Annotated in this window: 22 protein-coding genes; 7 read left to right on the top strand and 15 right to left on the bottom strand. The window is 38.5% G+C overall.

What is annotated here, in order from left to right; translation table 11 throughout:
- Positions 1–93: 93 nt before the first annotated feature.
- The 3 genes from MTT30_RS04265 to MTT30_RS04255 all read right to left on the bottom strand — a co-directional run bounded on the left by MTT30_RS04265 (position 94) and on the right by MTT30_RS04255 (position 2,609).
- Positions 94–579 carry a tetratricopeptide repeat protein gene (locus MTT30_RS04265; protein WP_429801092.1) on the bottom strand — a complete coding sequence of 162 codons (486 nt, stop codon included), beginning with the start codon at positions 577–579 and terminating at the stop codon, positions 94–96.
- Positions 580–651: 72 nt separating this feature from the next.
- The gene (locus MTT30_RS04260) at positions 652–1,314 is read right to left on the bottom strand and encodes a M48 family metallopeptidase (RefSeq protein WP_429801091.1); all 663 of its coding nucleotides are present in this window, start codon (positions 1,312–1,314) and stop codon (positions 652–654) included.
- Positions 1,290–2,609, bottom strand: coding sequence for an MATE family efflux transporter (locus MTT30_RS04255; RefSeq protein ID WP_429801090.1), 1,320 nt, complete (start codon positions 2,607–2,609; stop codon positions 1,290–1,292). The genes MTT30_RS04260 and MTT30_RS04255 overlap by 25 nt, the downstream gene beginning before the upstream one ends.
- A 103-nt stretch (positions 2,610–2,712) precedes the next feature.
- Between MTT30_RS04255 and abc-f the strand changes: the two genes are divergently transcribed.
- From abc-f to MTT30_RS04235, 4 genes are all read left to right on the top strand, one after another.
- Positions 2,713–4,644 (top strand): ribosomal protection-like ABC-F family protein, encoded by a 1,932-nt coding sequence (gene abc-f / locus MTT30_RS04250; RefSeq protein WP_429801089.1) that lies wholly within the window; start codon positions 2,713–2,715, stop codon positions 4,642–4,644.
- A gap of 43 nt (positions 4,645–4,687) precedes the next feature.
- A complete protein-coding gene (locus MTT30_RS04245) occupies positions 4,688–6,202 on the top strand; it encodes a DKNYY domain-containing protein (protein WP_087580718.1) in 1,515 nt (504 codons plus the stop codon).
- Positions 6,202–7,647: a DKNYY domain-containing protein gene (locus tag MTT30_RS04240; protein ID WP_087580717.1), complete on the top strand. Its 1,446-nt coding sequence runs from the start codon at positions 6,202–6,204 to the stop codon at positions 7,645–7,647. The genes MTT30_RS04245 and MTT30_RS04240 overlap by 1 nt, the downstream gene beginning before the upstream one ends.
- Positions 7,648–7,774: 127 nt before the next feature.
- Positions 7,775–9,712: a BCCT family transporter gene (locus MTT30_RS04235; protein WP_429801088.1), complete on the top strand. Its 1,938-nt coding sequence runs from the start codon at positions 7,775–7,777 to the stop codon at positions 9,710–9,712.
- Positions 9,713–10,073: 361 nt separating this feature from the next.
- Here MTT30_RS04235 and modD read toward each other — a convergent pair whose 3' ends face one another.
- The 10 genes from modD to MTT30_RS04185 all read right to left on the bottom strand — a co-directional run bounded on the left by modD (position 10,074) and on the right by MTT30_RS04185 (position 17,223).
- A complete protein-coding gene (modD, locus tag MTT30_RS04230; RefSeq protein WP_429801087.1) occupies positions 10,074–10,907 on the bottom strand; it encodes a ModD protein in 834 nt (277 codons plus the stop codon).
- A 1-nt stretch (position 10,908) separates the two neighbouring features.
- A complete protein-coding gene (locus MTT30_RS04225) occupies positions 10,909–11,169 on the bottom strand; it encodes a helicase (RefSeq protein WP_087585279.1) in 261 nt (86 codons plus the stop codon).
- Between the two features lie 12 nt (positions 11,170–11,181).
- Complete coding sequence (locus MTT30_RS04220; protein ID WP_429801086.1) at positions 11,182–12,645, bottom strand: alanine/glycine:cation symporter family protein; 1,464 nt, start codon at positions 12,643–12,645, stop codon at positions 11,182–11,184.
- 14 nt (positions 12,646–12,659) lie between these two features.
- Entirely contained in the window at positions 12,660–14,735 is a 2,076-nt protein-coding gene (locus MTT30_RS04215; protein WP_429801808.1) for a heavy metal translocating P-type ATPase, read from the bottom strand.
- Complete coding sequence (locus MTT30_RS04210; RefSeq protein ID WP_429801085.1) at positions 14,719–15,042, bottom strand: YtxH domain-containing protein; 324 nt, start codon at positions 15,040–15,042, stop codon at positions 14,719–14,721. Before MTT30_RS04210 ends, MTT30_RS04215 begins: the two co-directional genes overlap by 17 nt.
- Positions 15,042–15,356 carry a hypothetical protein gene (locus tag MTT30_RS04205; RefSeq protein ID WP_021091246.1) on the bottom strand — a complete coding sequence of 105 codons (315 nt, stop codon included), beginning with the start codon at positions 15,354–15,356 and terminating at the stop codon, positions 15,042–15,044. The genes MTT30_RS04210 and MTT30_RS04205 overlap by 1 nt, the downstream gene beginning before the upstream one ends.
- A gap of 9 nt (positions 15,357–15,365) precedes the next feature.
- Positions 15,366–15,677, bottom strand: coding sequence for a hypothetical protein (locus tag MTT30_RS04200; RefSeq protein ID WP_051288446.1), 312 nt, complete (start codon positions 15,675–15,677; stop codon positions 15,366–15,368).
- A 31-nt stretch (positions 15,678–15,708) separates the two neighbouring features.
- Positions 15,709–16,359, bottom strand: a complete 651-nt coding sequence (locus tag MTT30_RS04195; protein WP_084042189.1) for a ferritin-like domain-containing protein — start codon at positions 16,357–16,359, stop codon at positions 15,709–15,711.
- Positions 16,352–16,675, bottom strand: a complete 324-nt coding sequence (locus MTT30_RS04190) for an HMA2 domain-containing protein (RefSeq protein ID WP_021091233.1) — start codon at positions 16,673–16,675, stop codon at positions 16,352–16,354. The genes MTT30_RS04195 and MTT30_RS04190 overlap by 8 nt, the downstream gene beginning before the upstream one ends.
- Before the next feature lie 101 nt (positions 16,676–16,776).
- The gene (locus MTT30_RS04185) at positions 16,777–17,223 is read right to left on the bottom strand and encodes a Fur family transcriptional regulator (protein ID WP_084042191.1); all 447 of its coding nucleotides are present in this window, start codon (positions 17,221–17,223) and stop codon (positions 16,777–16,779) included.
- Between the two features lie 150 nt (positions 17,224–17,373).
- On the opposite strand from MTT30_RS04185, the gene MTT30_RS04180 reads away from it, so the two are divergent.
- On the top strand, positions 17,374–17,583 hold the full coding sequence (locus MTT30_RS04180) for a hypothetical protein (RefSeq protein ID WP_002942234.1): 210 nt from the start codon (positions 17,374–17,376) through the stop codon (positions 17,581–17,583).
- Positions 17,584–17,674: 91 nt separating this feature from the next.
- Here MTT30_RS04180 and MTT30_RS04175 read toward each other — a convergent pair whose 3' ends face one another.
- Positions 17,675–18,337 (bottom strand): lipid-binding SYLF domain-containing protein, encoded by a 663-nt coding sequence (locus MTT30_RS04175; RefSeq protein ID WP_429801084.1) that lies wholly within the window; start codon positions 18,335–18,337, stop codon positions 17,675–17,677.
- Between the two features lie 117 nt (positions 18,338–18,454).
- On the opposite strand from MTT30_RS04175, the gene MTT30_RS04170 reads away from it, so the two are divergent.
- Positions 18,455–19,063: a trimeric intracellular cation channel family protein gene (locus MTT30_RS04170; protein ID WP_054196787.1), complete on the top strand. Its 609-nt coding sequence runs from the start codon at positions 18,455–18,457 to the stop codon at positions 19,061–19,063.
- The gene (locus tag MTT30_RS04165; protein ID WP_429801083.1) at positions 19,060–20,046 is read left to right on the top strand and encodes an SAM-dependent methyltransferase; all 987 of its coding nucleotides are present in this window, start codon (positions 19,060–19,062) and stop codon (positions 20,044–20,046) included. The genes MTT30_RS04170 and MTT30_RS04165 overlap by 4 nt, the downstream gene beginning before the upstream one ends.
- Here the strand turns inward: MTT30_RS04165 and ybaK are convergent.
- A complete protein-coding gene (gene ybaK / locus MTT30_RS04160; protein WP_429801082.1) occupies positions 20,035–20,517 on the bottom strand; it encodes a Cys-tRNA(Pro) deacylase in 483 nt (160 codons plus the stop codon). The genes MTT30_RS04165 and ybaK overlap by 12 nt on opposite strands.
- Positions 20,518–20,534 lie beyond the last annotated feature (17 nt).

The raw sequence follows: 20,534 nt of genomic DNA, 5'->3' as shown, positions 1-20,534 counted from the left end.
TTTTATTTAAAATAAGTGTTTTTTTGATTTTTTGTTTAAGGATATTGGTGTAATAAATTAAATAAGAAATTTTTAGGCTCGTAAGCCTAAAAATTATAGTTGTTTTGAGCGTCTTAGATCGCCTGCAAATTCGCAAGACATCTTATCGCCTAATTCGCAGCCTTTTACTAAAAATTCATAAGCTTTTTTAAATTCTTTAGCCTCTATCAAGATAGAACCTACCATCTCACAAGAATATCCATCATTCTTCTCACAAGCTTTGTTAAAAAGTTCTCTTGCTTTTTGTGGCTCAGTATTTAGATAAAGTCCACCAGCTGCTGAACAACCTTCAACCTCGCCAGCTTCGCAAGCTTTATTATAGTACTCTAAAGCCTTGCTCGGATTAGGTAGAGCTGTTTTTCCTAGTTGGTAAATCGCTCCAACTTTTACGCAAGATTTTACATCATTTACTAAACATCCTGCTTCAAATTTAGCCAAAGCTTCTTTAAAATTTGAGCTCCCATATGCCTTTAGGCCATCTTCAAAGTTACCTGCAAAAGCACAAGTGGCTAAGATTGAGATAAAAATCATTTTTTTCATTGAAATTCCCTTTTTGTGAATTAACATGCGATTTTAGCATATTAATTTTTACACTTACTTGATGAAAATAAATTACGCTCTTAAAACTCTCTCTTGCTCTTTATAATCAGGCATGATATGTTCTATAAATTTATAAAAGCTGCTTTGATGATGCGGATAGAGTAGGTGAGTAAGCTCGTGAAGTACGACGTAGCGCACGGCTGAGAGTGGCTTTTCCATGAGTCTTAGGCTTAGGTTTATATAGCCTTTTTTGTGATTACAGCTGCCCCAGCGAGTTTTGCTATTTCGTATGACTATACGCTTGATTGGCTTATTTATAAAAGGCTGAAAATGGCTTATAAGCTCTAAAAATAGCTCTTTTGCTCTTACTTTTACAAAACGCTCAAGGCTTTTTAAATTTGGCGTAAAGACAAACTCGCCATCAAAAAATGGCTCTTTAAAATTTTCATCAAATTTTATCTTATAAATTTGCCCAAGAAATTTCATCTCATCATCTTTTGGTAAATTTAAAAGAGCTTTTTTGTAAGTATTTTCAAGCCAAATTCTGTGCATCTCAAGAAAACTAAGAGCCATCTTTTGTGTGCTATAAAATGGCATAGATAGCGTGATCTTAGCATCCTTGCCAACTCTTAGACGCATGGATTTTACATTTGTTTTAAAATTTATTAAAACGCTTAGCCCATAAAAGTCTAAATTTATGCTCTTTTGCTTTAAACTAGGCGTTTTTCTTGCCATTTTTTACTTCTCCAACGCCACGTATTTGCAAGACCTCTTAGCCACTCATCAGCACAAAATCCTATCCAAACGCCGATAATTCCCCAGCCAAGATAGATGCCTAAGAAATATCCAAGTGGCAGCGAAAGCCCCCACATGAAGATAAGGCCAGTCGCAAGAGGAAATTTTGCGTCACCGCTTGCACGAAGGGCATTTACGATGACTATGTTAAAGGTTCTACCCGCTTCAAGAAATATCGAAAGTGTAAAAAGCGGTAACATGATCGCACGTAAATTTTCATTTAAATTTAGTGCGTCCATGATTTGATGCTTTAGTGCATAAGCTATAAGTACGACTACGAGAGTGATAAAAACTCCAAGTCTTAGCGCCCTAAATGTCCTTGTATAGGCCTCGTTAAACTCGCTTGCTCCAACTAAATGCCCAACGATGACCTCGTTTGCCACGCTGATGCTTGCTCCACAAAGCAAGATAAGAAGCGTGATCTGAAAGTAAATGGTCTGCACGCTAAGGCTAGCCTCGCCCATGCTTGCCACAAAGCCAAAAGCGACCATGTATTGCGCCATCCAGAGTAAATTTTCGCCTGCACTTGGAAGGCCGATTGAGAGAATTTTCTTTAAAATTTCAAATGGCACGACAAGTAGCTTTTTAAAGTAAATTTTAACTTTTGCCTTTTTACTCAGCATATAAGCTAGCACAAAAATGCCTACTAATCTGCCAACAAGTGTCGAGATAGCTACACCTTGCAGACCTAAATTTGGCAGATCAAACCAGCCAAAAAGGGAGATAGCATTGCCTAAAATCGTAATTATGTTCATTAAAACCGAGGTTAGCATTACAGCAGTTGCTAGGTTATAAACACGAAGCACCGCAGCTAGCACCATACCGATGCCATCAAAAAGTAGGGCAAAGCCAAGGATGTGAAGATATGAGAAGCTATCATTTATAAGCTCTTTTGGCACGTTTAGTAAATTTAAGATGTTGTAGCCAAAGACGTAGATGACGATAGCCGAGAAGATACCAAAGAGCGTATTTGACGTGATACTTGCGTGTATGACGTTTGAAGCAAGATCGTTCTTTTTAGCTCCCAGCGCTTGGGCGACGACGACTGAACAGCCAATGCTTAGGAAGTTAAAAATGGTCATAAAAAGATCCATCACTTGATTGCCAGCACCCATGGCACCAACTAGATGCACACTCACTTTTGTAACCATGTAGGTGTTGATGATGAGCGTAATGAAGTGTAAAAACATATCTAAAAATATCGGAACTACGAGTTTTCTCATAGATAAGTTCATTAAATTTTCCTTAATTATTTTAAAATTTTTGGCGATTATAGCCAAAATTAGGTTTTAGCTCCCTTTTGATATAATCGCGAGAAATTTAAAAAATGAGAGAAAAATGGCATTAATCGACCTGATAGACGTAAGTAAAAAATTTGGTGCAAATGAGATTTTAAACGCTGTAAATTTTAGTGTAAATGAAAATGAAAAGATAGCGATCATCGGCAAAAACGGCAGTGGCAAAAGTACACTTATGAAGATCATCTCTGGCGAGGTGGCAGTAGATAGTGGCAGACGCATAGTACAGAGCTTAATAAGCGTCGAGATGCTAGCTCAAACTCCAAATTTTAACGCCACGTTTAGTGTGAGAGAAGCACTAAATAACGAGCTAAAAGATATATTTGATGCGATAAATGAGTACGAAAAAAGTGGAGTCTTGTTAGCAAACGACCCTGAAAACAGAGAAATTTTAAAAGAGCAAGAGAGGCTTTTAAAATTTATAGAGGCAAAAGATGGCTGGAATATCGAGCACAAGATCGAGAGAATTTTGCAAGAATTTAAACTAAAAGAGTATGAAAATAGGCCCATTTGCTCGCTAAGTGGCGGCGAGATCAGACGCGTGGCACTGGGCGCTCTCATCCTTAAAAAGCCAGATGTGCTGCTGCTTGACGAGCCGACAAACCACCTTGATGTCTATATGGTCAAATTTCTTGAAGATATGCTAAAGAGTTCAAACCAAAGCATAGTTTTCATAAGCCACGATAGGTATTTTATCGATGCGCTGGCAACTAGGTGCGTTGAGGTCGAGGAGGCTGGGCTTAGAAGCTTTGATGGTGGATATGCAAACTATCTAGCCAAAAAAGAGGAAATTTTAGCAAGCCTTGCAAAGTCGCATGAAACGCTACTAAAACAGCTAAAAGCTGAGGAGGAGTGGCTAAGGCGCGGCGTAAAAGCTAGACTAAAGCGAAATGAAGGCAGAAAAGAGCGAGTGCTTGCTATGCGCGAGGAGGCTAAGAAAAATCCAGGTGTAATAAGGCGTGTGAGGCTAGAACTTGAGCGTGCGAGTAAAAATTTCAACCAAGTTCAGAGCCAAAACCGCAAAAAAATGCTCTTTGAGTTTAAAAATTTAGGTAAAAGCATAGACGGCAAAGTGCTTTTTGAAAAATTTGACGCAAGGGTTTTGCAGGGCGAGAGGATCGCCATAGTCGGACGAAACGGTAGCGGCAAGAGCACGCTGCTTAAAATTTTGCTAGGACTTGAGCAGCCAAGTAGCGGCGAGATAAAAAGAGGCGAGGTGAGCATTGGTTACTTTGACCAAGCTAGAAATGTCCTTGATGATGAGAAGAGCCTTATAGAGACATTTTGCCCAAATGGCGGCGATCACGTGCTGGTTCGTGGGCGAAATATGCATGTTTATGGCTATCTTAAAAATTTCCTCTTTCCAAAGGAATTTCTTGATAAAAAGATAGGCGTTTTAAGTGGCGGCGAGAAAAACCGTGTCGCACTTGCGATGCTTTTTACCAAAACTTACGATGTGCTGGTACTTGACGAGCCGACAAACGACCTTGATATCGCAACTATCAACATATTAGAAGACTACTTGCAAAGCTTTGAGGGGGCTATCTTGCTAGTTAGCCACGATAGATATTTTGTCGATAAGATGGCAAATAAGCTTTGGGCGTTTGAGGGCACAAAGATAAATGTCTTGCATGAAGAGTATAGCGTCTATTTGGAGCTTGAAGATGAGATGAAAGAGCTTGATAAATTTGAAAAAGAGCTCTCAAATAGCCAAAATGAAGCCAAGCAAAAGAGCAAAACCGGCGTAAAACTAAGCTACAAACAAACGCAAATTTTAAATACATATCCAGATAAAATTTCGGCCCTTGAAGCAAAAATTTCTGAGCTAAATGAAGGTTTAAGCGATCCAAAAATTTATCAAGAAGTGGGGCTAACTAAGCTTTATGAAGAGCTTGAAAAGGCAAAAACTGAGCTTGAGTGCCTAGAAAATGAGTACTTTGAAGTGCTTGAGATCGCCGAGGCACTGGAGTAGGGAAGATAAAGTATCGCAAGATGAAGTCATTTGCAGGTTTAAAATGATAAAAAAATACCCAATAATTGTCATAGTGCTACTTTTTGCTTTTATCTTGCTTGGTATTTATATATTTATGTTTATTTCCGCTGGCTATATAGATGAAGATAGAGAAAAATTTAAAGATATAAGAGGCAGTGCGTTTTATACCACCGAAGATGACAAGGTCTATGCCATGGTACCAAGCGGCGGTAAATTTGAGCTAATAGGCGTGAGGGCCAGTAAATTTAGATACATTGACACTGGCAAATACGACAACAGAAACGTTGGCGCTAGCGATAAGGCGGTATATTGCGGTAATCTCGTGATGAGTGGGCTTGATCCAAATGGCGTTAGAGCGCTTGGCAATGGCTATTTTGGCGATGGCAAGATAACATATTTTTGCGATAGCGTAAGCGAGACGAACCTCGAAATATCCGCACTTAAAGAGTTTTGGGACATCTTCTCACATAAAATGTTTAACACCCCAAAAGCGCAAACTCATATCTATAAATTTAGACAGGTTGATAACGCTAATTTAGCTGCGATCTTGGGCTTTGGCTATGCAAGCGACGGCGCGAAGGTCTATCATGATGGCAAAGAGCTAGAGGGCGCAAATGCCAGCAAGATGCGTTATATCGAGCAGGTATCTGGCAGAAAGAGCGTGCATTTTACGACTGATAGGGAAAATGTCTATTATGACAGCACAAAACTAGGGATCAAATTTAGCCCGCAAATGCGTGATATCGGCGAGATATGGCGCATTCACTATCTGTATGAGCCAAATTCTGGCATGGTCTATGCAAACGATCATGAATTTGACCCAAAATTTGCCCCATACGAGCCACTTTTTAACCTAAAAGATGAGCACTCCTATCATGCGCTCTTTCGTGGCAAAGGCGGTATCTATCACTGGGAGCGAAAGTGGCAGTGGTATAACAGCATAGATGAGGGCGAGTTTGTAAGGGACGGAGACGATCCGTTTAAAGGCGAGATAACGCCGCTATATGGCGACGTGGTGATAAGTGATGGCAAGACATATTTTCTAAAAACCTATGAAATTTGGCACAACACGAAAAATGATCACAGCCTAAGCTCACGCCACACGTGTATCGTTAGGCTTGATACTAAAGAGCAGTGGCGAAAGATAGGGCTTGTAAGAAACGATGGCTACGGAGCAGTATATGCAAACGGCGATAAGACATATTATTTTGATAACGTCGGCTATGGCTGGCGTTTTAACAGCAGTGTTTATGATATAAACGACCTTGGCGTGGTTGAAATTCTCACTCGTCCTTATGGTCCAAATGTTAAGAATTTAAAACTTGATGAGATAGTAAAAATGGTAGATAAAGGCGCTATGACGCCAGCTGAGGGCGAGGTGGTGATAGATGCGATAAGCGACTTTGATGATTACTCGCAAAAATATGCCTACTGGATATTTCTTGCCATTGCATTTGTGGCCTCGGTAGTTGGCGCTATTTTTAAAAATAAAAAGCAAAAAAGCGAGCTTAAAAAAAGGGTGGATGACTATAGATAATGAGAAAAATTACTATTAGGTTTATTTATTTTTTAGTTATCTTGACGCTATTTTTTGTTTTGGCGATGCTTTATCTCTGGCATGAGGGCGAGTATCAAAGAGGCTTTGCAAACATTGATAGTAGCGAGTTTTACCGCTCGCCTGATGGTAAAATTTACGTTCAAATTTCAGGCAGCGGCAAGTATGAGCTAAAAGGCGTCGATGAGGCTAGTTTTAGGGTCTTAAAGCTAAAACACGCATACGACTACTCAAACGTAGCGGCTGATAAAAATCATGTCTATTGCGCTAGAGAAATTTTGCCTGGTCTTGATCCAAAAAGTGCTAAGGTGCTTGGCAATGGCTATCTAGGTGATGGCAAGATAAGCTATTATTGCAGCACTAGAAGCGAGAAAGAGCCCGGATTTAACGAATTTATCGCCATTATGAAAAACCTTGTTCACGTTTTTATAAAAAGCTACAATGATAGCCCTTATTTTTACAGGACAAAAAGGGTTGAAAGCACAAATTTAGAGCCTATATTTGACGCTGGCTTTGCAAGAGACGGCGGCATGCTTTACTATAAGGGCGAAAAGCTTGACGCAGATCCTAACGAGCTAAGATACATCACGGCAGAAAATGGCGCTCCTAGCGGATATTACACAGACGGCAAAAGCTTGTTTATGGGCTTTTATAGGCTTGATACAAGCTATTCAGATGAGACGCGCCGGATTTGCTATGATGATAAGCACGATATGGAATATCTTTTTGAGCCAAAAAGTGGGGCTGTGTTTGCAAATGAGCATAAATTTAACGCTCAAAATATGCCTTATAGCGCCATTTATAGCGTGGATAACGTGCATTCGTTTTGGCCTCTTTTTGCAAGCAAAGATGGAATTTACTTCTGGGATGGCAGTAAAAACGAACAGGCTAAAATTTCAGACTACCAGCTAAAAGGCGAGCTAAAAAGGCTCTATGCTGACGTTTTTGTAGATGAGAGCTCAGCGTATTTCTTACAGCAAGGCGAAGAGTGGCGGCGCTCAAAGCACGGCAGGCACTTAGAGGCGCAAACAGTCTCTTTATATAAATTTGCCCCAAGCTCATCTTGGCGTGAGATAGGGCTAGTAAAAGATGGCGAATATGGCGCAGTATATGCGAACGGCGATAAGCTCTATTTTTTTAACAAGATAAAGCCATTTTATGGCATAAAGCATAGCGTTTATGAGGTGGCGGGTCCTAGCGTCATAGAAATTTTAACAAGAGCATCTAAAGAGCTTAGCGCAAAAGATATCAGCGAGATGATAAAACGCGGCGAGCTAGTTGAGGAAAGCGGCGAAGAGGTCGCGAGATCTAGGATAGAGTATGACTCGCCAAAGATCATTTTGTATATCACATTTGGCATTGCTTTTGTCGTCATAGTGCTAACAACCCTTGCAAAACCAAAGAGAGATAAAAGCGACTTGAGATAAATTTCAAAGTGGCTATTTTTGGTGGCTAAAGCTTAAAATTTCATAAAAACTTTAAAGAGAAAATTTGACCTATTTACTCTTTTTTTGTTATTTTAAAGCGAAACTGAAATTTATAAAAAGGAGAAAAATGTTTAAATTTCAAAGGTCAAAATTTAATAATTCAGTATTTATCCCATCGCTTGTTGTCATAGTTTTAATAACAGCATTTGCAGCGATTTTTCCAAATTTCTCAAATGAGTTTTTTAAAGGTATGCAAAACTACATCGCGGCCAAATTTGGCTGGTTTTACATCCTAGCCGTCGCCGTCATACTGCTAAGCGTCATCATTCTTGGCTTTAGTAAGCTTGGCGAGATCAAACTAGGAGCTGATCACGTAAAGCCAGAGCACAAAAATATCTCGTGGTTTTCTATGCTTTTTGCCGCTGGCATGGGCATAGGTCTAGTGTTTTTTGGTGTGGCCGAGCCGCTCATGCACTATCTAAACCCGCCGCTCGGCGACGCGCAAACTATCGCAGCGCAAAAGCTTGCGATGAATATCACATTTTTTCACTGGGGCATGGGCGCATGGTCGGTCTATGCTATCGTGGCGCTAATTCTAGCCTTTTTCTCGTATAGACACGGCTTGCCACTCACTCTTAGATCGGCATTTTATCCGATCATAGGAGATAAAATTTATGGCAAGATAGGTAGCGCGATAGATACATTTGCCGTTGTGGCGACCCTTTTTGGCGTGGCGACATCACTAGGATACGGCGTACTTCAGGTAAATGCTGGCCTTACGCACGTTTTTGGGCTGCCGACTATGCACATCACGCTTCTAATAGTGCTTTGTTTTGCAGCTACCATCTCAGCGGCAAGCGGCGTTGATAAGGGCATTAAAATCTTATCAAACGCAAATATCGCGCTAGCTATATGTTTTATGTTTTTGATACTATTTTTGGGCGATACGACGCAGCTTCTAAAGTCGTTTGTGCAAAACAGCGGCGACTACGTATCTACGCTTATCTCAAATACATTTAATCTCTACGCCTACGAGAGGCAAAATGAGAGCTGGCTTGGCGGTTGGACGCTGCTATACTGGGCTTGGTGGCTATCTTGGTCGCCGTTTGTGGGGCTGTTTATCGCCAAAATTTCAAAGGGCAGGACGATAAGAGAATTTGTGATCGGCGTGCTTTTCGTGCCAACCGGCTTTACATTTGCCTGGATGAGCTTTTTTGGCAACTCGGCGATTGCGCTTGTGCAAAGTGGATTTAGCGAGCTTGCGACGACCGTAAATTCCGACTCGGCTTCGGCGCTTTTTATGTTTTTGGAGAAATTTAGCTTCTCAGGCGTGCTAAGCGTGATCGCAGTCTTTATGATCGTCATATTTTTCGTCACTTCTGCTGACTCAGCAGCGATCGTTATGAACATGCTTTGTTCAAACGGCAAAGACGATACACCAGTTTGGCAAAAGGTCTTTTGGGGCGTTGCAGTGGGCATCGTGGCGGCATTTTTGATGTTAGCTGGCGGACTTGGCTCACTTCAAGCACTTACGATCACGACCGCGCTGCCATTTGCCATAGTGCTACTTGGTGCCATTTACGGGCTATTTAAGGCGTTACGTGTGGATCTAACCAAAAAAGAGACAAATAACTTTAACAACATGCCCATTAGTGATCTTTCAAAGCCGTGGCAAGAGCGCCTAAGTGCGATCATTACGCTGCCAGGCAAGAAAGATGGCAAGAAATTTTTAAACGAGGTTGTACTAAAAGCGTTTAACGAGCTAAAAGAGGAATTTGCCAAAAACGGCCTTGAAGCAAAGGTCACAAATGGCGAAAATTTTGTAAATTTAAATGTCGGACTTGGCGACGAGATGGACTTTAGATATGGCGTCTATCTCACCAAGAGCCAGAGCCCAGACTACACCAGAGAGCTTGACGGCGACGATCTTTACTATAGAGCCGAGGTCTATCTAAAAGAGGGCGGTCAGGACTACGACGTGCTTGGTTGGAGCGAGGCCACGCTGATAAATGACGTCATCGAGCAATACCGCAAACATATGCAGTTCTTGCATATAGTTAGGTAAATTTGCTCTAGGATTTGCCTGGAATTTGAAAATTTCTAGGCAAATTATAAATCTTACTCACTCGTTATCGTTTGTTACTGAATTTAAAAGTGTGATGTGCTTGTTTATAAATTTTAAAATTTAATTGAGTTTTATATGCACATGGTGTAAAGCGAAATATAATTGTCATTATTTTTAGAAAAAACAAATTAGAAAATTTAACTTTCTTAGTTTATATTTTTTGCTTGTAGCTATGAGATGAATTTAAAATAAAAAAATGCTAAATTTTTTATTGCATATCGTCCAAATTTCAGAGCAAAAATGCATTTTCTGTAAATTTTAATTTTGGTAGATGTTTTGCTGTATCGGTCATTGTAAAAATTTACAAAATCTCAAGTCTGGTGCTGATATCAGCAACGCCCTTTGAATACATCGCTGACGTTACTATCGCATCAGCATTTGCATAATCTTTTGCATTTGATAAATTTATACCACCAGCTGCTAGGATAATGGTATTTGGCGAAATTTCATCTCTTATAGAGAGTACATTTTTGATAAGCTCTGGACTAAATTTGTCACATTGCACAACGTCGCAGTTTGCTTTTATAAGCTTGCTTGCTTCGTCTAAATTTTCAGCTTCAACGCAGATTTTTTTCTCAACCATTTTGGTTTTAAATTCTGGCAAAAGAGATACAAACTCATCAAAATTCGCATAAGCTTTTATGTGGTTTTTAAAAAATAAAATGCTATCACTAAGCCCAAGCCTATGCATTTTACCACCACCTTCAAGTACTGCTTTTACGCAAAATTTCTTAGCAAATGGAAAGCTCTTTCTGGTTGCTAAAATTTCACATTTTTCATTGATGCTCTTTGCATTATTTGCCATTTTGTTTGTATAAGTTGCGATGGCGCTGGCATATTCTAGTGCGACTTGAGCTAGTTTCCAAGCTTTATGCACATCTTCATAGCTGCCATAAATTTTTATGATTACATCGCCAGCTTTGCAAATTTGACCATTTTGGACAAAAATTTGACTTTCGCATGAAAGTAGCCTCGCGATGCTAGCGGCTACATCAACGCAGCTAACACAAATTTCATCGCGTGAATAAATTTCAAGTAAGGCATTTTTATCGATATTTTGAAGCGACGTAGTAAGATCAAAGTAAGGCATATCTTCATTTATATAGCTTATAATTTCTGTGTCGCTAAGTGTCATTTTATGCCTTTTTTACCTCATTTTTTGCTTTTATTATCATTTTTTTGAAGATTCCATTATCATAAAGTCCAGCATGATAAAGAGCAAAGCAGGTAAATGCAATGCCTGAAGCAACGTGAAATTTCTTAATACTTTTATTTCTTTTCATAAAAAGGGCGCTTAAGCAAACTGAGGCTAAAGTGATGCCCATACCGACTTTTGATACTTGTCTATGAGTGTTTATATCAAGTAGTTTGCCACTTATTTTTGTTTCGTTTTTCAAATTCTTCTCCATTTAGTTTTTATTCCAGCAACTTGTATTTTTTATACCAAGACTTTCTGGGTCAAATTCTGGATTTAGCCCAGCCTTTCTTTGAGCTTCGTAGTCTTTGACTGCTATTATCACTACCTTTGAAAGTAAGAATATGGCGATAATATTAATAGTTGCCATTACAGCCATTGTGATATCAGCGATATTCCAAGCGAGCTTTAAATTCATTTGAGCACCAATAAATATCATAACGACAGCTGTTATCTTAAATAGTAACGTAAACTTGTGATTTTTGGTTAAAAATTTCATATTTGCCTGAGCGTAGTAGTAGTTGCCAATAAGCGAAGTGATGGCAAAAAGTACGACTGCAAGAGTGGTAAAATGAACTCCAAATTCACCAAAATACTCTTTCATTGCAGCTTGAACGAGAGGGAGGGCGGTTAGCACCTCGCCACTTGATCCAGTTTGCTTCGTAAGATAGGCCTGTGAAAATAGTACGATCATACCAGAAGCGATACATATCGTCATATCTATAAAGACTGCCATAGCCTGAACTAGGCCTTGTTTTACTGGGTGGCTAGTATGTGCTGCGGCTGCTGCGTTTGGAGCTGAACCCATACCAGCTTCGTTTGAGAAAAGGCCTCTTTTGATGCCTATTACGATCACGCTGCCGGCAAATCCGCCAAATATTGCTTTAAAATCAAAGGCATTTTCTAAAATCATCTTAACAACATCAGGAATTTCTTTGAAATTTAAAACGATAGCAATAAGTGCTAGCGAGATGTAGGCAAGTGCCATGAACGGTACGATGTATGAGCTTACTTTACCGATGATGTGGCTTTTGCTAAAAAACATAACCGCCGCAAATGCCGTAAGAATAAGACCAATGCCAACAGGTAGTCCGCTTTGTGCAAAGCTAACGTTGCTACCAGCTTTGTCGTAGTAAATTTCAAAGGCTGATGTCATGGTATAGCTTTGAAGTCCGTTAAAGCCGTATGCGTAGGTAATGATGAGAATTACCGCAAAAAGCGAAGCCAACCACTTTATGCCAAGGCCATTTTTGATGTAATAAGCTGGACCGCCTTTAAATCCAAAAACGTCTTTTGTCTTATAAATTTGCGCTAACGTACTCTCTATAAAAGCTGAAGCCGATCCTAGAAAAGCCATCAAGCACATCCAAAAAAGAGCACCAGGACCGCCCGCGACGATGGCAGCTGAAATTCCAGCGATATTGCCTATGCCAACGCGTGAAGCGGTTGAGATCATAAGTGCTTGAAATGGCGTTAAATGGTGCTTATTGTACTTGTCCTTTTTTTCTACTAAGACTCTGCAAGCTTCAAAAAACATCCTAAACTGCACAAAACGAGTCAAATAACTAAAATAAATTCCCGTAGCCACAAGAATAATGACTAAAAAATATCCATATAAAAAGTCGTTGGCTACGTCCATTTTGCCGTTTAAAAAATTTAAGAAACTATCAAGCACCATCTACCCTTTCAAATTTATTTTGATTTGAATTTTACGCCCTTCATTGAGTTTAATAAAAGCCAAATCGTTGTGCCATTATGAAGCATGGCAGTTGCTATTGGATTTAACATGCCAAGTGTCGCAGCACTTAGTATAGCTGTGTTTACGCCAACGGTTGAGCGGAAATTTGAGCTAATTAAATCCATTGTTTTATTTGCAAGCTCTTTTACGAGAGCTACGCTCATGATATCGTCTTTTAAAAGACTTATGTCAGCCGTCGCTTTAGCTATATCAGCACCTTTGTGCATACTTATGCCCACATTTGCTTTAGTTAGGCTTGGAGCATCATTTATGCCATCTCCCACAAAGGCTACTTTTTTGCCCTCACTCTTTAGCTCTTCGATAATAGCTGCTTTATCTGTTGGTAAGCACTCCGCATAGACCCTATCAAGTCCAAGCTCACGTGCTACTTCTTCAGCCTTGCTTTTGATGTCGCCGCTTAGCATGACGACCTCTTTTACGCCAAGACTGCGTAGTTTTGCCACCATGTCTTTTGCGTTTTCTCTCATATCATCTTTCATAGCAATGACGCCGACCAGCTCCTTATCATATCCTACGTAGAGTAAGGTTAAACCGCTATTTAATGCTTTGCTTATTAAAGCTTCATGAGCTTTAAAGCTTATCATCTCGTCATCTTCTAAGAAGTGTCTACTGCCGATAACTACCTCTTTGCCGTGCATCGCAGTTTTTACGCCATGAGCTACAATAAATTCAACTTCATCGTGATGAATATGGTGGAAACCACGCTTATTTGCAGCTTCAACTATTGCTTCGGCTACTGGATGAAAGTAGTGCTCCTCGGCACTTGCAGTTAAATTTAATATATCATTTTGAGAAAAGCCCTCTTTAAATGAGTAAATTTCAACTACACTTAGGCGTCCGTGTGTCAGAGTGCCGGTCTTATCAAATACAAAAGTATCAACTGAGCTTAAAGCCTCAATCGCCTTTGCACCTTTTACAAGAATGCCATTTCTGCCAGCTTTTGAGATGCTTGATTTAAAAGCAACTGGTGTAGCAAGCTTTAATGCGCAAGAGTAGTCCGCTTGAAGTACGCTAGCAACACTATTCATATTTTTATTTATAATGTATGAAAGTCCAGCAAGCGAGAGCGTAACAGGCACAAGTTTATCGGCTAGTTTTAATGCTTTTACACCAATGGCTGATTTTTCATTGAGTGAAGTTTGTATGTACTCTTTGATCCTAGCTGTCGCTGTGTCGCTGCCTACATTTTCAGCCCAAATTTTTATCCTACCTTCATCAACCACGGTGCCACTTATAACACGGTCGCCTCTAGCTTTTGGTATAGGTTCAGCCTCTCCAGTCATCGAGACTTGATTTACATCGGCGTTGCCTTCAACGATATAACCATCAACGCCTATCGTCTCACCAGCTCCGACTACTACGATGTCGCCCTTTTTTAAATTTTCGGTTTTTACCTTTTCAAGCGTCTTTTCACCATTTAAATTTCTCTCGACCCAGACTTCTTCGATATTTGGTTTTGCTAGCTCTTTGATGAGATCATCACTTCTGTGGCTAGCACTTTCTTCCATATATTCGCCGATATTTATCATCAAATTTGTGCTATTTGCTGCCAAATGATCACCCATTGCTAGGCTAGTACCAATGGCAGTTGCCTCAAGCACTTTTGAAGTGACGCCCTCATGCCTTAGCTCTTTTGCACCTTCTATTAAATTTGGTGCTGTGGCATAAAGAGTCACGGCTGATTTTAGAGTTTTGTTACTCATAAACGGCGTTACACCAAGTGCAGCAGCAGCTTTGTAGATATTTGCCTTGCTTGGCAAATTTGGATCTTTTGCCTTTGTTGGAAATTCATAGCTCTTGATAAAGTTTAAAATTTTATCGTAGTTTTTATTGTATTCAACGATAATGCTTTTTGCGTATTTATTTACACGAACACTTAGTGCATCAGTTCGCTCTGAGATCGCAGCCTCGATAGCGCTGACGTCGCTTCTAGCGTTTAGGCTCTCGCAAATAAACCTCGCTCTATTTTTACTCTTGTGAGCTAGAGTGATCTTATTTTTGTGAGTCAAGTTCTGCTTTGACATCTTCAAAACGCTCTTTTAGTTCTTCTATGCCAGCATTTATAAGCTCGCCACCTTTGATAATCGCTTTAAATACGCACTCTTGTGCTTTTGGATTAGTTAGTACATAAGCTGCGATACCACCTAAAACTAGACCTTTTACAAAGCCAGCAGCATTAAAATTTTCAGGTACAAATGGTAAATTTTGAGCTGCATTGTTTATTGCATTATCGATCACGCTTGGCTGAGTAGCTGCTGCATTGTTAACTACAGTTTCACTTGCTACGTTTTCTTCATTGATGTAAGGGTTATTCATTATTTACTCTCCAATTTTATTAGTTTTTCTGCTATCAAAAGACCGCCAATGCCAGCTGCTGTAAAAGCTGCTGCATTTAGATATTTTTTTTGTGCTATTAAATTTGAAGCATGAATACCAACAGCACCTACAAAACCACCTGTTACAGCGTATTTCGCTATCTTTTTAGCGACATCTTTTTTAGTTGCTCTATTATTTAGATAGTCACTAAAGCCAAGTGCAGCTGCACCCATGCCAGCGATTAAAGCACCACTGATGAAGTGATCAAATGGAAGCCTTGTGCTTGAAAGTGTAAAAAGACTATTTTCTTGCATTCTCTATCCTTAAGCTATATCGTTTGGTGTGATAGCTTTTGGAGCAGCTGGCTTTTTAGCGCGTGGTTTTCTTGTTTTCTTTACCACTTTTTCAGCCTCTTTTTCTACTTTTTTAGCACCACGTTTTGCTTTTTTCTCTTCTTTTACTATAAAGTCTTTTGCATCTTTTGCAACACTTTTACCTTTTTTGTAAAGATCTTTTGCGGCCTCTTTGCCTTTATCAAAGCCATCTTGGGCGTACTCTTTGATCTTATCTCTTTTATTCCAAGCAGCTATTGCTAAACCGCCTACTGCTAAACCTGCTAAAAATGGTAATGCCATTTTAAATCCTTTCTTTGTTTGATTTTGTAAATTATTCATTTTCTTCATCCTTATTAAAATTTTTGCTAACTACTGAAATACCTAATGCCCCAAGCGCAAGTCCGCTAAAAAACGAGAAATTTGGATTATTGGTTATCTTTGCTAACTCGCTTTTATCAGCCTTGCCACTTGCGATATTTTGCAAGCTTTTAGTTATCTCATTAAAGTCGTTTTGATAGTTTTCTAAAATATTTGTTATGCCATTTTGCTCAAAATTTTGTGAAATTTCATTTAAATTTAGCTCATTTTTTATTTCACAGCCACTATAAATTTCTTTTAAGCGTTGCTTTAAAGAGGCAACGTATTCGTTATTTGAAGTAGCCCAAAGTCTAAAAAATAGATCTTTTAGCTCTTCATCATCTAAGCTTTCACAAAATTTTTCATACATTTTATTTAGCTCCAACTCGTAGTTTAAAGCTTGTATTAGTGCATCTTCTTTATTTTTTGCTGGCAAAAATATAGCTTCATTTTCGCAAGCAAGCTCATAATCATGTGTGCTCGCAAATTTTTCTATCAAGATGATCGCATTTTTTCTGATATTTGCAATCTCGTTAAAAACATCACCAAATGAAGCTAAATTTTCATATAAGCTAAGTGCGTTCTTTTCACTGGTGTATGATGCATTTAAAAGTTCATTAAGCATATTTCACTTCTTTTGCAACTTCATTTACTCTAGTTGAAATCTCTTCCAAATTTTGCCCTTTTAAAAGATCTTCCCAAAGGTTTTTTGGAAAAATTTCATGATCATATTCGATCGTTACAGAGCCGATTAGCTTGTTAAATTTTACATTTTTTATACCATTTATCTGAGCTATCACATCATCTAGGCTAGCTAAATTTACGCTACTACTTAGCTCTTTTATCTTTGGGCTAACTCTTACTCTTAGTCTGCCGTTTGTGTGAGCTATCATTGAAAAATAGCTTGCAACTTGTGCTAAAGTTTGTGTTTTTATATCCATTTTCATCCTTTTTTTAATTGCGTATTATCTATTTCACAGCTTAAATAAATCTGAAATTTTTTTGTCTTTCATTATCAAAAAGTAAAATGAAATGAGAAAATTTAATTTCCATTTTTCTCTTGGCAATCACTGCAAATACCATAAAGTATCATTGTATGCGACTGCTCACTAAAATTTTTTTCTTTGCAAATTTGCTCTTGCCTTTGCTCTATTATCTCATCTTCAAAATCAACTATCTTTTCACAAATTTCACATATCAAATGATCGTGCGATGATTTTAAATTTAGTTCAAATTTCTTTACTCCATTTTCTTCAAAGCAGTTTGCAAGATGATGCATTTCTAGAAAATTTAAAAACGAGTAAATTGATGTCATTGAAATTTCATTCTTGTGGATTTTGTAAATTTCTGAAGAAATTTCTTGAGCACTTAGATGAGAGTTACTAATGAAAAGTACATGCAAAATTTGTTCTTTTAACTCTGAGCTTTTCTGCCCAAAGGCTTCTAAAAACTCTTTAAAATGCTTATAAAATAGTTCAAAATTATCCACAAAAACCTAACTAAAATGATAATGAATATAAGGATTTTACAACTTTACTTATAAAAAAAGCATAAAATTTCTTACGAATTTCAAGTAAAGTATTTTATAAGATTGTTTTGGTATAGTGTCGCATTTTTTAAATCAAAATTAAGGAATAAAATGACTTACGACGAGCTTGAATTAGACGCCGTTTTGTTAGAGGTTTTAGAAAATAGAGGCAGTTTTGATTCTATGGACGATGAGGAGCTTTACGAGCTTATCGAACAAGTTGCACAATATACAGATGGCGATTACGAAGAAGCGTTTGAGTATATGACTCAATTTTCTCCAATCCCTAAAAAACGCTTTGTTTCACTATTTATGGTTTAGCAAAAAGCTAAGCCATAACTTTTATAAAATTAATCAAAAAAGTAAAAATAAAAAGAGCTCTTGACCCACTTAATGAGCCAAGAAATTTGAGCTATAAGAAGTATTTTGAGATTATTTCTTTAAATTTTAGAGTGTATTTACTAGCTTTTGGGCTATTGTTGTATATATTCTCAAAATCATACATTCGCTCATAGTAATCGTTTGTATCTTGTCTATTTATTTTTAGCCTTGCTACATCTAGGCTAACGCCTATAAAAGCACCACTTGTCTTGCCACGCTCCTCAGCAAATGCAGAAATTTCAGGCAAATCACTTGTGATCGCTACTTCGTTACCAACGCCACCAGTTGCTTCTGCTTTTAGACTGATTGTGTCTTTTGCATTAAATAAATTTGCATAAGCTTCTGAATTTTTAAATAAGATGATCATGTCAGCTGAGCTGTAACCAAGCTGTAAGCCTATGCTTCCAGATGTGTAATTTACAAAAAATGGACTTGACCATTCACCATCATCGTTTTTAGCGATAAAAATGCCTTTACCTGTTGAGCCAGTTACAATAGCGCCTGCTTTTGTCACATCAGGGATTATGGCGATCGCTTTTATGCCTTCAAATTTAGTGTCTGGCTTTAAATTTCTTGCACCAAAAGCATTTAAAATATTTATTGCATTTTTTAGTTTTTGATTTTGGATCACATCAGCGTTTAAGTTTGGCGTGAAAAATAAACCAGCAAGAAATATGATTAATAGTCTTTTCATTAAAATTCCTTCCTTAAATTTTTCGTTATTATAGCCTAAAATAAACTAATGGTAAAAATATTATTAATGATTTTTTATGAGAGTTCATTATAAAATGCGACCTTTTAAGGAAAAAATATGAGTTTAATACTTTTTGTCGAATACGTTGGTATCGCATCAGCTGCACTTAGCGGGTTTTTATTTGCAGTAAAAAAGGAGTGCGACTGGCTTGGAGTCTTTTTGTCTGCATTTTTGACCGCACTTGGTGGCGGTATTATGCGTGATATGCTCGTTGGTAGGGCGGTTTATTCATTTACGCACTACATGCCAGTAAGCGTTGTCATTTTTATGTTGATTGTTTCAAGAGTGGCAAATTTACACATAAAAAGAGAAGGTTTGGAGCGAAAATTTGTATTCATCTTTGCCGATGCGATCGATGTTATCTGTTTTTCTATCGTTGGAGCAATGGTTGCTATTGAGTACAACTACAACATCTTTGGCGTGATGATGATCGCCTTTTTTAACGGCGTTGGTGGCGGTATCTTAAGAGATATTTTGCTAAACGAAATTCCATGGTTTTTACGCACAGGGCTTTACGGCACGATAAGCCTTGGCGTGGGGCTTGCTTACTTTGTGCTATATCATCTAGGTCTTACCAATATATTTTTTACCATGCTCTTGCTCGCTGCTGGCATTACAGTTAGGATGTTTGCGTTTTACAGAGGCTGGAAGCTACCTGATCTATGAAATTTAGCGAGTTTTTTGATATCTGGGTCAATGAAAACTACTATAAATTTGGCGTAGATATCGGCAAAAAGGGCGATTTTTACACAAATGTAAGCGTTGGCTATCTCTTTGGTGCTTGCCTTGCGAACTACTTTTTAAAGCTGCTTAGGAACGGCAAAATTTCTAGCTCTTGCAAGGTCGTAGAGATTGGCGCAAACTCTGGCGATATGCTTGCTGATTTTGCGCAAGGAATTTTTACGCTTGAGCCAGAAATTTTGCCAAATTTAGAGTTTATCATCATCGAACCTCATGAAATTTTACGCAAAAAACAGCTTGAAACCTTTAAAAACCGCTTTGGTGACGAGGTTAGAGTAGGGCACTATGAAAATTTAGACGAGTGCTCGTTTGATGAAATTTTTATTATCTCAAATGAGCTACTTGACGCATTTAATTGCGAGGTTATAGATGGGCAAAATATGCTTTTTGTGGATGATGATCTAAAATTTCACTGGCAAAAGGCGGATCAAAACTTGCTAGCTCTTGCAAAGAAATTTGGCATAAAAAAGGGCGAGATATCAACTAGCTACACTAAATTTGCGCTCCAGCTTGCAAGTGCGGCAAAAAAGATGAGATTTTTAAGCTTTGACTACGGCGAATTTGAGCCAAAAAATGAATTTAGTTTAAGGATTTTTAAAGACCATCAAGTATTTTCTTTATTTGAAATTTCAGACCTCGCACCATATTTTAAAAGCTCAGATCTAACTTATAGCTTGTGTTTTAAGCAGGTAAAAGAGGCTTTTTGTGAGGCTGGCTTTTTGATGCTTAAATTTAAAAAACAAAATGATGCTTTGGTTTGCGACTTTGGCGTGGATGAAATTTTATCTTTAGTGCTTGAAAAAGGTAGCAAGCAAGCCTATGAAAATGCAACCAAACAGGCGAAATTTCTACTCTCGCCTGAGTTTTTGGGCGAGAAGTTTAAATTTATAGAGTTTTTAAAGAGCTAGCCTAGCGATATCAGCGTAATCCGCCTCACAAGTCCTCAAAAGGTCACTTGGAGCTATCTTTATCTGCTTGCCTCTTACTCCAGCGCTTACTAGCACGTACTCTTGCTCTTTTGCTCGCTCATCGATAAATGTGGCAAAGTGCTTTTTCATAGCTAGTGGCGAGCAGCCGCCTCTGATGTAGCCGGTGATCTTTTCTAGGTCTTTCAAATTTATAAGTTCGCAGCGTTTGGCGCCACACGCGTGAGCAAGTGCTTTTAGATCAAGCTCCAAATCGCCCTGTAAGCAAGCAACAACGAAATTTTTAGGCTCACACTCACAAACGATAGTCTTATAAATTTGTTTTATATCTTGCTTGGTGCTAGCTGCTACGTGGAGAGCTGAAAGATCGTTTAAATCAACTTCATACTCTAAAATTTCATAATTAATTTTTAGCTTATCTAAAGCTCTGGCAGCATTTGTCTTATGTATCATTTTTTCTCATTTTTGCG

The organism is Campylobacter concisus, from assembly GCF_050447445.1.
In the GTDB taxonomy this organism is placed as follows: Bacteria; Campylobacterota; Campylobacteria; order Campylobacterales; family Campylobacteraceae; genus Campylobacter_A; species Campylobacter_A concisus_BI.
The sequence above is the reverse complement of the archived record's forward strand: the minus strand, read 5'-3'. Positions and strand labels throughout refer to the sequence as shown.

Bases quoted from the DNA above. Each gene is read 5' to 3' on its own strand.
- MTT30_RS04200 (WP_051288446.1), bottom strand. From the start codon at position 15,677: ATGGCATTACCATTTTTAGCAGGTTTAGCAGTAGGCGGTTTAGCAATA.
- ybaK (WP_429801082.1), bottom strand. From the start codon at position 20,517: ATGATACATAAGACAAATGCTGCCAGAGCTTTAGATAAGCTAAAAATT.
- MTT30_RS04180 (WP_002942234.1), top strand. From the start codon at position 17,374: ATGACTTACGACGAGCTTGAATTAGACGCCGTTTTGTTAGAGGTTTTA.
- MTT30_RS04210 (WP_429801085.1), bottom strand. From the start codon at position 15,042: ATGAATAACCCTTACATCAATGAAGAAAACGTAGCAAGTGAAACTGTA.
- MTT30_RS04195 (WP_084042189.1), bottom strand. From the start codon at position 16,359: ATGCTTAATGAACTTTTAAATGCATCATACACCAGTGAAAAGAACGCA.
- MTT30_RS04165 (WP_429801083.1), top strand. From the start codon at position 19,060: ATGAAATTTAGCGAGTTTTTTGATATCTGGGTCAATGAAAACTACTAT.
- MTT30_RS04235 (WP_429801088.1), top strand. From the start codon at position 7,775: ATGTTTAAATTTCAAAGGTCAAAATTTAATAATTCAGTATTTATCCCA.
- MTT30_RS04240 (WP_087580717.1), top strand. From the start codon at position 6,202: ATGAGAAAAATTACTATTAGGTTTATTTATTTTTTAGTTATCTTGACG.
- modD (WP_429801087.1), bottom strand. From the start codon at position 10,907: ATGACACTTAGCGACACAGAAATTATAAGCTATATAAATGAAGATATG.
- MTT30_RS04260 (WP_429801091.1), bottom strand. From the start codon at position 1,314: ATGGCAAGAAAAACGCCTAGTTTAAAGCAAAAGAGCATAAATTTAGAC.
- MTT30_RS04255 (WP_429801090.1), bottom strand. From the start codon at position 2,609: ATGAACTTATCTATGAGAAAACTCGTAGTTCCGATATTTTTAGATATG.
- MTT30_RS04170 (WP_054196787.1), top strand. From the start codon at position 18,455: ATGAGTTTAATACTTTTTGTCGAATACGTTGGTATCGCATCAGCTGCA.
- MTT30_RS04175 (WP_429801084.1), bottom strand. From the start codon at position 18,337: ATGAAAAGACTATTAATCATATTTCTTGCTGGTTTATTTTTCACGCCA.
- MTT30_RS04245 (WP_087580718.1), top strand. From the start codon at position 4,688: ATGATAAAAAAATACCCAATAATTGTCATAGTGCTACTTTTTGCTTTT.
- MTT30_RS04205 (WP_021091246.1), bottom strand. From the start codon at position 15,356: ATGCAAGAAAATAGTCTTTTTACACTTTCAAGCACAAGGCTTCCATTT.
- MTT30_RS04190 (WP_021091233.1), bottom strand. From the start codon at position 16,675: ATGGATATAAAAACACAAACTTTAGCACAAGTTGCAAGCTATTTTTCA.
- MTT30_RS04220 (WP_429801086.1), bottom strand. From the start codon at position 12,645: ATGGTGCTTGATAGTTTCTTAAATTTTTTAAACGGCAAAATGGACGTA.
- MTT30_RS04265 (WP_429801092.1), bottom strand. From the start codon at position 579: ATGAAAAAAATGATTTTTATCTCAATCTTAGCCACTTGTGCTTTTGCA.
- abc-f (WP_429801089.1), top strand. From the start codon at position 2,713: ATGGCATTAATCGACCTGATAGACGTAAGTAAAAAATTTGGTGCAAAT.